This is a genomic window from Candidatus Pelagibacter bacterium nBUS_30, assembly GCF_051201245.1.
GTDB lineage: Bacteria > Pseudomonadota > Alphaproteobacteria > Pelagibacterales > Pelagibacteraceae > Pelagibacter.
Window position 1 is genome coordinate 473,630 of the sequence record NZ_CP172842.1, and the last position, 14,183, is coordinate 487,812.

13 protein-coding genes are annotated in these 14,183 nt (G+C 29.3%); 11 read left to right on the top strand and 2 right to left on the bottom strand.

What is annotated here, in order from left to right; translation table 11 throughout:
- Window positions 1-20: 20 nt before the first annotated feature.
- The 8 genes from ACIJYE_RS02510 (at window position 21) to ACIJYE_RS02545 (ending at window position 8,716) form a co-directional block, all read left to right on the top strand.
- Window positions 21-806 (top strand): sulfite exporter TauE/SafE family protein, encoded by a 786-nt coding sequence (locus ACIJYE_RS02510; RefSeq protein WP_435090981.1) that lies wholly within the window; start codon window positions 21-23, stop codon window positions 804-806.
- A gap of 59 nt (window positions 807-865) precedes the next feature.
- The gene (locus tag ACIJYE_RS02515; protein WP_435088884.1) at window positions 866-2,347 is read left to right on the top strand and encodes a tripartite tricarboxylate transporter permease; all 1,482 of its coding nucleotides are present in this window, start codon (window positions 866-868) and stop codon (window positions 2,345-2,347) included.
- Entirely contained in the window at window positions 2,340-2,786 is a 447-nt protein-coding gene (locus ACIJYE_RS02520) for a tripartite tricarboxylate transporter TctB family protein (protein ID WP_435090982.1), read from the top strand. The genes ACIJYE_RS02515 and ACIJYE_RS02520 overlap by 8 nt, the downstream gene beginning before the upstream one ends.
- 163 nt (window positions 2,787-2,949) lie before the next feature.
- Window positions 2,950-3,930 (top strand): Bug family tripartite tricarboxylate transporter substrate binding protein, encoded by a 981-nt coding sequence (locus ACIJYE_RS02525; RefSeq protein WP_435090984.1) that lies wholly within the window; start codon window positions 2,950-2,952, stop codon window positions 3,928-3,930.
- A gap of 75 nt (window positions 3,931-4,005) precedes the next feature.
- Window positions 4,006-5,427: an acylating sulfoacetaldehyde dehydrogenase gene (sauS, locus tag ACIJYE_RS02530; protein WP_435090985.1), complete on the top strand. Its 1,422-nt coding sequence runs from the start codon at window positions 4,006-4,008 to the stop codon at window positions 5,425-5,427.
- Between the two features lie 4 nt (window positions 5,428-5,431).
- Window positions 5,432-6,946 carry an AMP-binding protein gene (locus tag ACIJYE_RS02535; RefSeq protein WP_435090987.1) on the top strand — a complete coding sequence of 505 codons (1,515 nt, stop codon included), beginning with the start codon at window positions 5,432-5,434 and terminating at the stop codon, window positions 6,944-6,946.
- Between the two features lie 4 nt (window positions 6,947-6,950).
- Window positions 6,951-7,349 carry an HIT domain-containing protein gene (locus tag ACIJYE_RS02540; protein WP_435090988.1) on the top strand — a complete coding sequence of 133 codons (399 nt, stop codon included), beginning with the start codon at window positions 6,951-6,953 and terminating at the stop codon, window positions 7,347-7,349.
- A 188-nt stretch (window positions 7,350-7,537) separates the two neighbouring features.
- On the top strand, window positions 7,538-8,716 hold the full coding sequence (locus ACIJYE_RS02545; RefSeq protein WP_435090990.1) for a hypothetical protein: 1,179 nt from the start codon (window positions 7,538-7,540) through the stop codon (window positions 8,714-8,716).
- A gap of 7 nt (window positions 8,717-8,723) precedes the next feature.
- On the opposite strand, the gene ACIJYE_RS02550 is transcribed toward ACIJYE_RS02545, so the two are convergent.
- Window positions 8,724-9,005 carry a hypothetical protein gene (locus ACIJYE_RS02550; RefSeq protein WP_435090992.1) on the bottom strand — a complete coding sequence of 94 codons (282 nt, stop codon included), beginning with the start codon at window positions 9,003-9,005 and terminating at the stop codon, window positions 8,724-8,726.
- Entirely contained in the window at window positions 8,989-10,443 is a 1,455-nt protein-coding gene (locus tag ACIJYE_RS02555; RefSeq protein ID WP_435090993.1) for a phosphomannomutase/phosphoglucomutase, read from the bottom strand. The genes ACIJYE_RS02550 and ACIJYE_RS02555 overlap by 17 nt, the downstream gene beginning before the upstream one ends.
- 157 nt (window positions 10,444-10,600) lie before the next feature.
- Between ACIJYE_RS02555 and ACIJYE_RS02560 the strand changes: the two genes are divergently transcribed.
- Genes ACIJYE_RS02560 through ACIJYE_RS02570 form a run of 3 tightly spaced genes read left to right on the top strand, consistent with a single transcriptional unit; the run spans window position 10,601 to window position 14,183 of the window.
- Window positions 10,601-12,541, top strand: coding sequence for a ribonucleoside-diphosphate reductase subunit alpha (locus ACIJYE_RS02560; RefSeq protein ID WP_435090995.1), 1,941 nt, complete (start codon window positions 10,601-10,603; stop codon window positions 12,539-12,541).
- Complete coding sequence (locus tag ACIJYE_RS02565) at window positions 12,532-13,548, top strand: ribonucleotide-diphosphate reductase subunit beta (protein ID WP_435090996.1); 1,017 nt, start codon at window positions 12,532-12,534, stop codon at window positions 13,546-13,548. Before ACIJYE_RS02560 ends, ACIJYE_RS02565 begins: the two co-directional genes overlap by 10 nt.
- A gap of 5 nt (window positions 13,549-13,553) precedes the next feature.
- The gene (locus ACIJYE_RS02570) at window positions 13,554-14,183 is read left to right on the top strand and encodes a class I SAM-dependent methyltransferase (protein WP_435090997.1); all 630 of its coding nucleotides are present in this window, start codon (window positions 13,554-13,556) and stop codon (window positions 14,181-14,183) included.

Below are 14,183 nucleotides of genomic sequence, written 5' to 3' on the forward strand. Positions count from 1 at the left end.
ATAGTTATTTTATTTTATTGATGGCATTAACAGCCATACCTGTTGGTTTTATAGCTGGTCTGTTTGGTATCGGTGGAGGATTGGTAATGGTTCCATTCTTATTTTATGTTTTTGAAAGCTTAAATATTGATACAAATTATATTATGCACCTGGCTGTTGGAACTTCTTTTGGTATTATTATTCCAACTTCTTTTGTTTCTGTAATGACTCATTATAAACTTGGAGCTGTTGATACTAATTTGGTTAAAACTTACGGTTTATTTACAGTGATAGGTGTTTCATTGGGTACAATTTTTGCAGTTTTTTTAGATACTAAAAATATGGTTTTATTTTTTTCATTAGTACTTTTTTTGTTAAGTTTGTATTTATTATTTTTGAAAGAAAAAGAAACCATAATAGCAATTTCGATTAAGCAGAAATATAAAATTATTTTTGGCTTAATTTCTGGATTTATTTCTGCGCCCATGGGTATTGGAGGAGCAGTTATGAATGTACCAATATTTAAGTTTTTTGGCTATTCAATTAATAGAGCTATCGGGACAGCTGCAGCAATCGGTTTTTTTATTGCATTATTTGGTGCTATTGGTTTTGTCATAAGTGGTACCTATTTAAAGACCAATTTACCTCTTAGTGTTGGTTTTCTAAATATACCTACTTTTTTAATCTTCATTCCTATTACAACTTTTATGGCTAGAATCGGTGCTCGGACAGTTCATAAAATCGATAAACAAAAAATAAGTAAATATTTTGGACTTTTATTGTTTGTGGTAGCTTGTAAATTTTTATACGAATATTTTACGATTTAAACTTTAATTCTTTTATAGACTTTTTGATTAAAATTTAGTTAGACTTAAATTTTAACATTATGGAGTTTATAGGATATTTTTCTAACGTTTTCATATTTGAAAATTTATTAATTTTAGTTTTAGGAACTATTGGTGGACTTTTAATGGGAGCTGCTCCTGGATTGAGTCCTACAATGGCAGTTGCTTTATTAATTCCTTTCACTTTTAAAATGAGTCCTGACCAAGGTTTAATTATGCTTGGTGCGGTTTATACAGCTACTGTTGCTGGTGGAGCAATTAGTGCAATATTATTAAAAATACCTGGTGCTCCTGCAAACATCGCAACAGTTATGGATGGCTATCCAATGGCAAAAAGTGGTAAATCAAAAGAAGCTCTACATTATTGTTTTATCAGTTCATTCATTGGCGGCGTAATAGGAATTATTATTTTAATTTTTTTTACTCCTATATTAGCAAATTTTGCTCTTAAGTTTGGTCCATCACATATGTTTTGGATAGCAATTTTTGGCGTTACTGTAATTGCAACACTAGATTCTAATTCAATAATTAAAGGACTTTTTTCTGGAGCCATCGGTTTATGGTTGGCAACTATAGGGTATGACTCTGTGTTAGGTGTTGAAAGATTTGTTTTTAATCCAATTTTTTCAGGAGGCATAAATATTATTGCTGCTTTGGTTGGTTTGTTTGCTATCCCTCAAGTCTTATCAATGATTGAAAAAAAACAATTAGACTCTGATCAATTTCAAATGGAAAAAAAAAGTATAGTTCAGTCTATTATTTACAATCTTTCAAGAATTAAAGCATTAGTAGTTGGAAGCGTATCTGGAGTTATAATTGGTTTAATCCCTGGTGCAGGAGGACAGATAGCAGGACTTGTATCTTACGATCAAATTAAAAAATTAAGTAAAAATAAAGAAAATTTTGGAAAAGGAGAACCTGATGGAATTATTGCCGCTGAGTCTGCAAACAATGCTATGGTTGGCCCATCTTTAGTTCCTTTACTTACACTCGGGGTTCCAGGAAGTCCAACAGCAGCTGTTTTGTTGGGAGGCTTATTAATACATGGAATGTTTCCAGGACCAAATCTTTTTACAATTTATGCTGAAACAACATGGACTTTTATTAATTCATTATTAGTTGCACAATTTATGATGTTGATTTTTGGATTATATATTAGCGGTTTAGCAAAATATGTAATTAAAACTCCAACAAATTATATGGCTGCAGCTATAACGATACTTGCTATCTTTGGAACCTATAGTGTCCAACATAACTTTGCGGATGTGATTGTTATGTTGTTTTTAGGTGTTTCAATGTTTTTTTTATCAAAATTTGGTTTTACAGCTGCACCGATAGTTTTAGGTTTAATATTAGGACCAATTGCTGAAACTAATTTTAGTCAAGCAAAAATAATTGCAGATACACAAGAGGGTATTTTTAGATATTTAACATCAGGATATTTAAATTTAACAATAATAACATTATGTATAATTTCTATAGTTTATGGAATTGTTTCAGAAATGAAGAGAAAAAATGCTTAAGATAAATAATTTAATATCTTTGATTTGTATATTATTTATCTCAATTTTATTAGCATTTGCCTCGTTCACTGGCGGTTCAGAAAATACATCTGAAGCATATTTATTTCCAAAATTAATAACATCTGTAATGATAATCTTATCTTCTTTTTCATTAATTTTTTATTTTTTAAATAAAACTTTATCAGTTGCAGAGATTGATATTAAAAAACTATCAGTTTATTTATTTTCTTTAATTATATTTATTTTTATCAGCGAAACTATTGGGTTTTATCTTTTAGCTATATTATTGTTTTTTATAAATAGTTACTACTATTCAGAAAATAAAAATATTAAAAAAATAATTCAAACAATAATTATAACAACTATATTCATGTTATTTATTTATTTCCTTTTTTCTATTATGCTTAAAGTTCAAGTACCTAGATTTTTTCTTTTTTAGAAATATTTAATTAAAAATACAATCATAAGTAGTATTTTAAATAAGATAGCTTTAAGACAAGTAATTTTACATATCTTAAATATAATTAAAAAATATAACTAAAAAAAATAATGGTCATACCAATTTTATTGTGATCTAATTTTTATTAACAGAGGAGGTAGATATGAATATAAAAAAATTTTTTTTATATATCACAATAATCTTATCGCTTCTTTCATTTGGATCAATTGCTAAAGCAGCTGATTATCCTGATAGACCGATAAGTGTAATGGTAGCTTATAACCCAGGTGGTGCTACTGATTTTCAAGCAAGACTAGTAACAATGATGGCGGCTCATCCTAAGAAAGATTATTTAGGACAGCCAATAGTTATTGTTAATAAACCTGGGGCTGGTGGAAAAGTAGGATGGAATTGGTTTGCATCTAAAGCTAGAAAAGATGGATATGATTTAGCTGCTTACAACATCCCACATTTTGTATCTCAATCAATAGTATTTGATGATACAAAATACAACATAGATAACTTGGAACCTATAGCGAACTGGGGAGCAGATCCAGCGGTTTTGATTGTCAGTAAAGACAGTCAATTCAATTCAGTTGGTGATATGGTTAAATTTGCAAAAGCGAATCCAGGTAAAGTTACTTTTTCAGGTGCTGGAAAATTTGTTGGTCATCATATAGCTTTTTTACAATTTCAAAAAGCTAGTGGAGCAAAGTTAACTTATGTTCCTCATACAGGAGGTGTTCCTGCATTAGCAGCTGTTAAAGGCGGTCAAGTAATGGCTGGTTTTAATAATCTTTCAGATGCTTTCAGAAGTCAGAATGATATTAAAATTTTAGCAATTGCCGATCTTCAAAGAGAAAAAACATTTTTACCAAATGTTCCAACATTAAAAGAAGAAGGTCTTGATGTTGATAATTCTAGTGTAAACTTTAGAGGCATCATGGCTCCTAAAGGAACTTCACCAGAAATTATTGAATATTTAGCAGCTAAAGTTCCTTTAATGTTTAATGATAAAAAAACTTTGAAACAAATGAAAAAAGGTGGTTCACCTGTTAGAATTATGAGCAGAGCTGAAGTACAAGAAATGTGGAAAGCTAGAAAAGTAAGCTTAACAAAACTTCTTGCTGGACTAAAACCTTAATAGTAATTATTACTATATCAATTAAGTTTCGCCTTAATATTTTAAGGCGAAACTTCTAAAACTTAGTAAAAAATTATGAATAACAAGTCTTCTTTAGAAATAGTTCAATCATTAGTTCTTAAAGCAAAAAAAGCTCAATCTATTTTTGAAAATTATAATCAAAATCAAGTTGACGAAGTTGTTACTGCAGTTGCTTGGGCATTATGTAAGCCATCGAATAACAAAAAAATATCAAATTTAGCTGTGAGTGAAACTGGCCTTGGAAATCCAGAAGATAAAATTTTAAAGAATAAAAGAAAAACACTTGGACTCTTAAGAGACCTAAAAAATATCAAAACTGTAGGAGTGATTAATGAAAACAAGAAAAAAGGAATTATTGAAATAGCAAAACCAGTTGGAATTGTTGCAGCTGTTACACCGTCAACCAATCCAGCAGCAACTCCAATAAACAATATCATTAATGCCTTGAAAGGAAGAAATTCGATTATAGTTTCTCCATCACCAGCTGGATCTAAGGTTTTTAGGGATTTATTAATATTAATTAATAATGAGTTAAAAAAAATTAGTGCTCCTGAAAATTTAATTCAAACTTTTGATTGTGATGTCACAAAAGAGTTAACTAATGAGCTAATGAAAAATGTTGATTTAGTTATTGTAACCGGCTCATTAAATAATGTTAGGGAAGCTGCAAAATCTGGCACTAAAGCAATTGGTGTTGGACAGGGAAATGTAACATCAATTGTTGATGAAACAGCTGATTTAGTAGACGCTTTTAAAAAAATAAAAATGTCAAAAACATTCGACAATGCCACAAGCTGTTCATCAGAAAATAATTTGATTTTAATTGAAGATATCTATGAAAAAGCAATCAACTTATTATCAAAAGAAAATGCAGTTTTACTCAATAAAAATCAAAAAGAGGTTTTACAGAAAAATTTATGGATTGATGGAAAGCTAAATAGAAAAATAATTGCAAAATCAGCAAAATTTATTGCAAATGAGTTAAATCTTAAAGTAGATAAAAATGTTCAAATATTAATGGTTGAAGAAGATGGAGTTGGATTAGACTACCCTTTTTCAGGTGAAAAATTATCACCAGTGTTGACCGTATATAAAGTCAAAAACTTTAATGAAGCTAAGGAATTAGCCAAAAAAATTCTAAATTATCAGGGCATAGGCCATTCCGTTGGTGTACATACCAAAAAAGATGAAAGAGTAATTGAATTAGGATTAGATTTATCTGTGTGCAGAGTGATTGTTAATCAAGCACATACATTTGCTACAGGCGGAAGTTTTACTAATGGTCTACCTTTTTCTCTATCAATGGGTTGTGGAACTTGGCAAAAAAATACAATTGATAATAATTTAAATTACAAACATTTTTTAAATATAACTAAAATATCTAATTTAATCTCGGGTAAGGAAGCTGAACTTAAAGAGTATTTTAAAGATTACTGTGAAAAAAATGACCCCAAAGAATTAAAAAATTTAGTATAGTTGAATGGAATTAGGCACAGTAAGAGATTTTATAAACTTTAATTCAGAAAATAATCCAAATTTAGATTTTATTACTTGCCCAAATACTCAAAAAAAAATAACAAATAAAAACCTTAAAATAAATTTAGATAAGATAAATTATTATTTATCTGTTGAAAAAAAACAGAAGAAAAATTCACTTATTTGTACACTGACAGAAAATTCACTAAGTGGAATTCAACTCATGTTAGGAATTATGTATTCTGGAATGATACAAGTTCCTCTCAATTTAGTGGCAGGAGAGGAACAGCTAGCTTACATCATTGAGCATTCTGAATCTAAGCTATTACTTTCAACTAAATCAAATTTAAGTTTAGCACAAAGAATAATCAAAAAGTCTAGAAGTGAAGTTGAGCTTATAGAAATTGATAAAGATAATTTCATAGATGAATTAAATGATGAAAAAATAGAATTAGATAATCTTAATAAATCTAACAATGCTTTGTTAATGTATACATCGGGTACAACTGGAAAACCCAAAGGTGTAATGCTCACTCATGACAATGTTTTAAATGGAGGTAAAAACGTTTTAATATCACATAAATTAATTACTACCGACAAGGCATTATGCGTTCTTCCATTATATCACATTAATGGCTTAATAGTTACAGTAATGGGACCATTAGTAAGTCAAAGCTCATTAGTTTTATCTGAAAAGTTTTCTGCTACAAATTTTTGGAAACACATTGAAGAATTTAAATGTACTTGGTTTAGCATAGTACCAACTATAGTTTCTTCATTATTAAATAAATATTCAGAAGCTGAATTTAAATCATTGGATACATCACTTGTAAGATTTGGTAGAAGTGCATCGGCAGCATTAGCCCCAGAAACACATAAGAATTTTGAAGAAAAATTTAAGATAAAGATGATTGAAACAATGGGTCTGACAGAAACGTGTGCTCCTATTTTGTCTAATCCGCCTTCTCCCAATCCTATTAAATACGGCTCACCTGGTATACCTTATGGAAACGAAGTTAAAATTTTTGATAATGAATTTAATGAAGTTGAAAGAAATACAATCGGTCAAATTTGTGTAAGAGGTAAAAATGTGATGAAAGAATATTATAAAAATCCCAACGAAACAAAAAAAAGTTTTTACAATAATTGGCTTTTAACGGGTGATTTAGGTTTAATGGACTCTGAAGATTTTGTCTTTGTAAAAGGTAGAATTAAAGAACTTATAATTAAAGGAGGTGAAAATATTTCACCAAGAGAAATTGATGATGTTTTGTATCAACATCCCGATGTACTCGAAGCAGCAGCATTTGGTGATGAATGTAGTCATTATGGTGAAACTGTAAAAGCAGGTGTTGTGTTGAAAAATAAAAACTCATTAACTGAAATAGATTTGATTAATCATTGTTCAAAAATTTTAGGTAAATTTAAATCACCAGAAAATATATTTTTTTTTGATGAACTTCCAAAAGGATCTTCAGGAAAAATTCAAAGATTAAAGATTAAAAATTTAATTAAATAATCTTATGTATCGAATTAATAAGAAATTCTTAAAATCCTCTCATTATATAATTGAACTAAAATTATGCTCTATAAGACTTCATGATAATTCTAAATTTCCATGGTTGATATTAATACCTAAGAGAAAAAATGTAACAGATATCAGTGAACTTAATTCTAAAGATCAGATATTACTTATGAAGGAAATTGTTTTGGTAAGTAGGCTTATGAAGAAACTATTTAAAACATCAAAACTTAATATAGAAAAAATAGGTAATATAGTTCCACAATTACATATCCATATTATCTCTAGAAAAAAAACTGATAGTTCATGGCCATTATCTGTATGGGTTGTTAAAGGGAAAAAATATTCAGCAAAAAACTTAAAAGATGTTTTAAATAAAATTAGAACAGCTTTTAAATAAAAAGAGGTGACTTCAGTCTCCCTCCATCACCTCAGTTATAAAGTAATCGATTCTTTAAAAAATATTAAACACGTAAAAAGTGTATTTTTGAAATATACACAATTATATCTGTATTTTTTGGTTTTAAAAAACCTAAATTAACCATCATCTAGGTATTAGAACCTGGTTATTGTTGATAGCTTTTTTAAATGAATAAGAAAATTCATAAAAAAATTACTAAATTAGAAAAATTCTTAAATATTGATGAGTTTGTTAAAAAAACAGACTTAAAAAAATTAATAAGAGCAAACCCATTAAATCAAGCAAAGAAATCAATTAATAAATTTTATCAAGATTATAAAAAAATCAAAGAGCGTGAAGACATTAAAAGAGAAAAAAAAATTGAGCTTGAGAAGCATAAAATTATTCAAGAAGAAAAAAAATTAATCCAAAAAGAAAAATTACAACAAGAAAAAGATGAAAAAATAAAGATTGCACAGAAAGAAAAACTTATAAAAGATAATGAAAAGCTTATTGCAAAAAATGAAGAAAAAAGAAAAAAAGTTGAACTTCGAAGATTAAAAATTGAACAACAAAAAATAAAAGATGAAGAAACTAAAAAATTAAGAGAAGATGCTAGGAAATTAAAAGAAGAGGAGCAGCGTGTAAAAATGCTTGAACGAAAAAGGATTAGAGAAGAAAAAACAGAATATAAAATCGAGCAAATAAGATTAAAAGAAATTGAAGCTAAAAAAAAGAGAGAAGAAAAAGAACAAGAAAAACTAGAAGCCAGAAGAATAAATACAATTGAAAGACAAAAACGTAAAGAAGAAGAACAAAGAATTAGAGAAGCTTCAGCTAAACTAAAATATGAATCTGAAAGATTAAAAGAAACAGAGGAGAGATTAAGAAATCTAGAACTTGAAAGACAACAAGACTTAAAAAGACAATTATTAAAAGAAGAAGCCGAACAAAATGCTAGAGAAGCTGAGCTTAGAAACAAAGAAAATCAACTTAAATCAATAGAAGCTGAACGTTTGCTTAGATTAAAAGCTGAAAAAGAAAAAGAAAGAGAGTTAATTCTTCAAGAAGAAAATCTTAAAAAAACAGAAGAAGAAGAAGAGAGAATTCGTAAAGAAAAATTTGAAGAAGAAGAGAGACTTAAAGAAGAAGATTTAAGAATGAAAGAATGGGAAAGAAAATTTGATGAAGAACAAAAAATGAAAGAAGATGCTTTAATCAAAAATTTTTATAAAGATGCAGAAGATGAAAAACAAGAACTAGATTCAACTAAATCAGATAATGAAATTAACAATAATGAAATTGGATATGAAAAATCAGATATCGATAATAATGACTCATATACAATTGATGATGATAAAAAATAGTTTTTAATTAAATTTGTTTTTCACAAAACAATGATGCAAATTTTGTGGCTTCAATAATTTTTTCTGGTTTTTGTTTAAAAACCTTATTAATTTGGTTATCATTGTATTTCTCATTAAGTTTTTTTAATGTGCAGAGGCAGTAACTCTTTGCTTTCTCAGGTCCTATGTATTGCTTGGAACTACCGTAACACCCAACATAAATTTCCTGTTCAATTTTAGGGCTAAAAGCATGTGTTTTTGACGAAAATAATAGGATTATTATTAATAAAAATTTATATTTTTTGATCATACTCTCCAACTTTGCCAGTTTCCTGGAGCATGTTGTCAATAAAATCAAAGATTTTTTTCTTCCTAATATCTGATGTTGGACTTTCAGTAACAATCACTAGTGATGGTTTATTTGAAGATGCTCTGATTAATCCCCAAGAACCATCTTCAAAAGAAAATCTTACACCATTTACTGTTAGTACTTCAGTGATTATTTGATCATCAATCTTAGTTTTATTATTTTTTATTTCTTTAACCTGCTTGACTAAGTCTTCAACAACTTGGTATTTTTCTTCATCCTTACAAAAAGGAGCCATTGTAGGTGTTTGATAAGTTTTAGGTAATTCATTAATGATTTCACTCATTTTTTTATTTTGATTATCCAATAAATGACAAACATGAATTGCCGAATTGACTCCATCGTCATATCCATAACCCAGTGGTTGATTAAAAAAGAAATGGCCACTTTTTTCAAAACCAGCTAATGCTTTTTCAGTATTAACTTTTCGTTTAATATGGGAATGACCTGTTTTCCAATAAATAGTTTCACAATTATTTTCTAGTAGAATGTTATCTTTTGAATATAAACCAGTTGATTTTACATCCACAATAAACTTTGAATTTTTGTGTTTAGCTGAAAGGTTTCTTGCAATTAACAATCCTATTTTATCAGAAAATATTTCATTTCCCTTATTATCAATAACACCAACTCTATCTCCATCACCATCAAAACCAAAACCAATATCAGCATTATTGTCTTTAACGGCTTTAGCAATAGCATGTAGCATTTCCAAGTCTTCTGGATTTGGATTATATTTCGGAAAGGTCCAATCCAATTCACAATCAAGCTCTATAACTTCACAACCAATTCCTCTTAAAATATCTGGAGCAAATATACCAGCTGTACCGTTACCACAAGCAACAACTGCTTTTAATTTTTTATTAATTTTATTACCTGTTATTAAATCATCTTTATAAACTTGTTGAAAATTTTCTATTTGCTTTTCATTACCATCTCCATTTGAAAATTTTTCATTTAAAGTTATATCTTTTAATTCTTTCATTTCTTCTGGAGCGTGAGTTAATCCTTTTTTGATTCCCATTTTTACACCAGTCCAACCATTTTCATTATGACTTGCTGTAACCATTGCAACTGCATCAGCATCTAAATTAAATTGCGCAAAATAAACCATGGGCGATAATGATAAACCCACATCCTCTATATGACATCCAGTAGAGAGTAGTCCTTTTTTAAGAGCACTTTTGATTTCCTCACTATATGATCTATAGTCATGACCAACTATTACTCTTGGGTTGTTTTTTTTAGTATGAATTTTTATTTGAGAACCTAATCCTTTGCCAAGATTCGTGATTCCTTGACTATTAATATCTTTCTCGTACAACCAACGAGCGTCATATTCTCTAAAACCATATGGATCTATTTTTATTTTTTCAGTCATTTGTTAATTACTTACTCTTTTTTAAATTTTTTTATTGATATTTTTTTTGTCGCGTTCTATAAATGTTCTGTTGATTAATTGTTTATATAGTATATCAACATAAAACGCATACAACATCTAGTTGTTTTCGTCACAATAACAAAATATAGTATTAAATATGAATAAGATTCTATCTCAGGCCCTAAAGAAAGCTGTCTCTGAATATAGCCCAGAAGTAAAAGAAGTATCAAAAGGAAATAGACCAGACCTATTTTCTTTAAGTACTGAAACAGAACTTTTTCAAAATGACAAAGGTATCATAATTAAGATTGATAGATCCAAAGATGCAAATTTAACAGACTTTGGTAAAGCAACATTGAAAGATAGATACTTAGGTCATAACGAATCTTTTCAAGATTTATTTGCACGTGTTGCAAGTTCGTATGCTGATGATAATTTACATGCACAAAGAATTTACAACTATATTAGTAATCTTTGGTTCATGCCAGCGACACCTGTTTTATCAAACGGTGGTACAAAAAGAGGATTACCGATTTCGTGTTTTTTAAATGAAGCTTCGGATAGTTTAGGAGGAATTCTTGATCTTTGGAGTGAGAATGTTTGGCTAGCTGCAAAGGGTGGTGGCATAGGAAGTTATTGGGGTAACCTTAGATCTATTGGTGAAAAAATTGGTAAGGTTGGAAAAACATCTGGAATAATTCCTTTTATAAAAGTTATGGATTCTTTGACAATGGCAATCAGTCAAGGATCTTTAAGAAGAGGTTCTGCTGCTTGTTATCTTCCAGTTGATCATCCTGAAATTGAAGAATTTATAGAGATGAGAAGACCTACAGGTGGTGACCCAAATAGAAAAGCATTAAATTTACATCATGGTGTTTTAGTTTCAGATGCATTTATGCGAGCTGTGGAAAATGATGAACAGTGGGGATTAAAAAGTCCTGCAGACGGAACAGTTCAGCAAACTATTTCAGCAAGAAACTTATGGATTAGATTATTAACCGCAAGAATTGAAACAGGAGAACCTTATATAATTTATATTGATACTGTTAACAGACTAATTCCCCAGCACCATAAACTTGCTAACTTAACTGTTAAAACATCAAATTTATGTAGCGAGATAACTCTACCTACTGGAATTGATAAGGATGGTAGAGATAGAACTGCTGTTTGCTGTTTATCTTCACTGAATTTAGAAAAGTATGATGAATGGAAAGATGATCCAGATATGGTTAATGATGTAATGAGATTTCTCGATAACGTTTTATCTGATTTCATTAACAAAGCTCCAGACCAGTTTAAAGATGCAAAATATTCAGCTGAAAGAGAAAGAAGTGTCGGATTAGGTGTTATGGGTTTTCATTCTTTTTTACAAAAAAATAGAATTCCTCTTGAGTCAGTAATGGCAAAATCTTGGAACAAAAAAATATTTAAACAAATTGACGAACAAGTGAACAAAGCATCTAAAGATTTAGCTGAAGAAAGAGGTGCTTGTCCGGATGCAGCTGAATATGGATATCAAGAAAGATTTTCTAATAAAACTGCTATTGCTCCAACAGCTTCAATTTCAATTATTTGTGGCGGTGCTTCTCCAGGGGTTGAACCTATAGCTGCTAATAGTTATACTCACAAAACATTATCTGGTTCTTTCAATGTTAGAAACAGATATTTAGAAGAAATTTTAGAGGGTCATGGAAAAAATGATGATGAAACTTGGTCTACAATTACAACAAATCAAGGTTCAGTATCACATTTAAATTTTTTAACTGATTTAGAAAAAGATGTTTTCAAAACTGCTTTTGAGTTAGATCAAAAATGGATTATTGAATTAAGTGGTGACAGAACTCCATTTATATCTCAAGCTCAGTCAGTTAATTTATTTTTACCAGCAGATGTCCATAAAAAAGAATTACATAGAATTCATTTTGATGCATGGAAAAAAGGCTTAAAAAGCCTTTATTATTGCAGATCAAAATCAATTCAAAGAGCTGAAAACATTAATGACGCAAAATCAACTGATGTAACAGCTAATGTATACAAATCTAAAGAGAAACAATTAAACGAACAACCAGAATACGAGGAGTGCCTTTCATGCCAGTAACGGAAAAAATTAAAACACCAAATAAAGAAATAATTCAACCAAAAAAAATGGGTCTATTAGTTGAAAATCCAGTTTATAAACCTTTCAGATACCCATGGTGTTATGATGCATGGTTAACCCAACAAAGAATTCACTGGTTGCCAGAAGAGGTGCCACTAGGTGATGATGTTAGAGATTGGCAAAAAAACTTATCTCAATCAGAAAAAAATTTATTAACTCAAATATTTAGATTTTTTACTCAAGCTGATGTAGAAGTTAGCAACTGTTATTTGAGACATTATACAACTGTATTTAAACCTACTGAAGTTTTAATGATGATGACCGCTTTTGCATCAATGGAGACTGTCCATGTAGCAGCTTACTCTCATTTGCTAGACACAATTGGGATGCCTGAGTCTGAATATTCTGCTTTCATGAAATACAAAGAGATGAAAGATAAATATGATTACATGCAAGGTTTTAATGTAAATTCTAAAGAAGATATTGCAAAAACAGTTGCAGTTTTTAGTGCTTTCACTGAAGGTCTTCAGTTGTTTGCAAGTTTTGCAATTCTTTTAAATTTTCCAAGACACAACAAGATGAAGGGAATGGGTCAGATTGTTACTTGGTCTGTTAGAGATGAAACACTTCATTGCAATTCTATGATTAGAGTCTTTAAAGAATTTATAAAAGAAAATCCTGAAATATGGACACCAAAATTAAAAAAAGAACTTTATGAAGCTTGTAGAACTATTATTGAACATGAGGATGCATTCATAGATCTTGCTTTTGAAATGGGTCCAATGGAAGGTTTAACTGCTCAAGAAGTTAAGGATTATATTAGATTTATTGCTAACAGAAGATTAGACCAGCTTGGTTTAGAAGCTATCTATGATGTGCAAAAAAATCCTTTAACTTGGTTGGATACGATGCTTAATGCTGTAGAGCACATGAACTTCTTTGAAGGTCGTGCAACTGAATATTCTAAGGCATCAACACAAGGTACTTGGGTAGAAGCCTTTAGTTAATACGCTTGAAATATAAAAAATATTTTCGCAAAACTAGCTTAAAGCAAAAAGGTGTAGGTGATTTTTTCCTAAATGAAGTCATCTCTAAATCACCAAAAGTTTTTCTTGAAATTGGTGTTTTTCATGGTGTTACAGCCCGTAATGTTTGTGAAGTACTTCATAATATTCATGGAAATGATTTCAAGTATATAGGTTTGGATTTATTTGAAGAAAATTCAGAAAATAAAGATGAAATAATTCCTAATACAAAGTTTTCAAATCCTCTAAAGTCAATCTATTTTAACTATATAAAGCGACAAAGCCCATACAGTATTGAAGCTATAGAAGATCTTTTAAAAAAATTTAAGAAAAATGTTTCGTTAATAAAAGGTAACTCTAATAATATTTTAAAAAAAATCGATATGTCAAAAATAGATTTTGTTTTTTTAGATGGTGGACACGATTATTCAACAGTCATGAATGACTTGAACTGTTCAATTGAAGTTATTAATAATAATGGAACTGTTTTGTGTGATGATTATGATTTATCTTATGCACCTGGCGTTAAAAAAGCTATTGATGAATTTTCTTTAAAGAACAATTATAATTGTTCAATTATTTGCAAGGATAGATTTGCAAAAATTGAAAAAAAATAA

Bases quoted from the DNA above. Each gene is read 5' to 3' on its own strand.
- ACIJYE_RS02535 (WP_435090987.1), top strand. From the start codon at position 5,432: ATGGAATTAGGCACAGTAAGAGATTTTATAAACTTTAATTCAGAAAAT.
- ACIJYE_RS02550 (WP_435090992.1), bottom strand. From the start codon at position 9,005: ATGATCAAAAAATATAAATTTTTATTAATAATAATCCTATTATTTTCG.
- ACIJYE_RS02515 (WP_435088884.1), top strand. From the start codon at position 866: ATGGAGTTTATAGGATATTTTTCTAACGTTTTCATATTTGAAAATTTA.
- ACIJYE_RS02565 (WP_435090996.1), top strand. From the start codon at position 12,532: ATGCCAGTAACGGAAAAAATTAAAACACCAAATAAAGAAATAATTCAA.
- ACIJYE_RS02520 (WP_435090982.1), top strand. From the start codon at position 2,340: ATGCTTAAGATAAATAATTTAATATCTTTGATTTGTATATTATTTATC.
- ACIJYE_RS02525 (WP_435090984.1), top strand. From the start codon at position 2,950: ATGAATATAAAAAAATTTTTTTTATATATCACAATAATCTTATCGCTT.
- ACIJYE_RS02545 (WP_435090990.1), top strand. From the start codon at position 7,538: ATGAATAAGAAAATTCATAAAAAAATTACTAAATTAGAAAAATTCTTA.
- ACIJYE_RS02555 (WP_435090993.1), bottom strand. From the start codon at position 10,443: ATGACTGAAAAAATAAAAATAGATCCATATGGTTTTAGAGAATATGAC.
- ACIJYE_RS02560 (WP_435090995.1), top strand. From the start codon at position 10,601: ATGAATAAGATTCTATCTCAGGCCCTAAAGAAAGCTGTCTCTGAATAT.
- ACIJYE_RS02540 (WP_435090988.1), top strand. From the start codon at position 6,951: ATGTATCGAATTAATAAGAAATTCTTAAAATCCTCTCATTATATAATT.
- sauS (WP_435090985.1), top strand. From the start codon at position 4,006: ATGAATAACAAGTCTTCTTTAGAAATAGTTCAATCATTAGTTCTTAAA.
- ACIJYE_RS02510 (WP_435090981.1), top strand. From the start codon at position 21: ATGGCATTAACAGCCATACCTGTTGGTTTTATAGCTGGTCTGTTTGGT.